This window comes from Geminicoccus flavidas (assembly GCF_009806515.1).
Lineage (GTDB): Bacteria > Pseudomonadota > Alphaproteobacteria > Geminicoccales > Geminicoccaceae > Geminicoccus > Geminicoccus flavidus.
This window is the reverse complement of sequence record NZ_WUJP01000771.1, coordinates 1-459: the sequence shown is the minus strand read 5'-3', so window position 1 is coordinate 459 and position 459 is coordinate 1. Positions and strand designations below refer to the sequence as shown.

The following is a 459-nucleotide window of genomic DNA, read 5'->3' as shown; positions in this document are numbered from 1 at the left end:
AGGCGCGCCCGAGGATCGCCCGCAGCTTCTGTCCTGGCTGATGTTCGTCGCCACGGGCCTGAGCCCATTCTCCGGCCAATCGGTGCATTTCCAGAAGTTCGCGCCCGAGCCCATCCCCTACGCCATCAACCGCTACCGCCGCGAGGTGGAGCGGCACTACCGGGTGCTGGATGGCCAGCTGCGGGGGCGCCCGTTCGTGCTGGGCGACGACTACACGATCGTCGACATGGCCGCATGGGGCTGGCTGGTGCGGGCCGACTTTGCCCTGCCGCCGGAAGATGGCGGTGACCCGCTGGCGCCGTTCCCGGAGCTGGGGCGCTGGTTCCGCTCGATCGACGCCCGCCCGGCCGCCCAGCGTGCCCGCGCGATCGGCCAGGGCCACGCGTTCAAGCAGGAGATGGACGAAGAGGCCAGGCGGGCGATGTTCCCGTCGAACTATCCGAAGGGCTGACGGAAGCG

At 70.2% G+C, this 459-nt stretch carries 1 protein-coding gene; it reads left to right on the top strand.

Features of this window, described 5'->3' with window-relative positions:
• On the top strand, positions 1-451 hold a 451-nt coding region (locus EQG76_RS22195), incomplete at its 5' end, for a glutathione S-transferase C-terminal domain-containing protein (protein ID WP_200841022.1).
• Positions 452-459 lie beyond the last annotated feature (8 nt).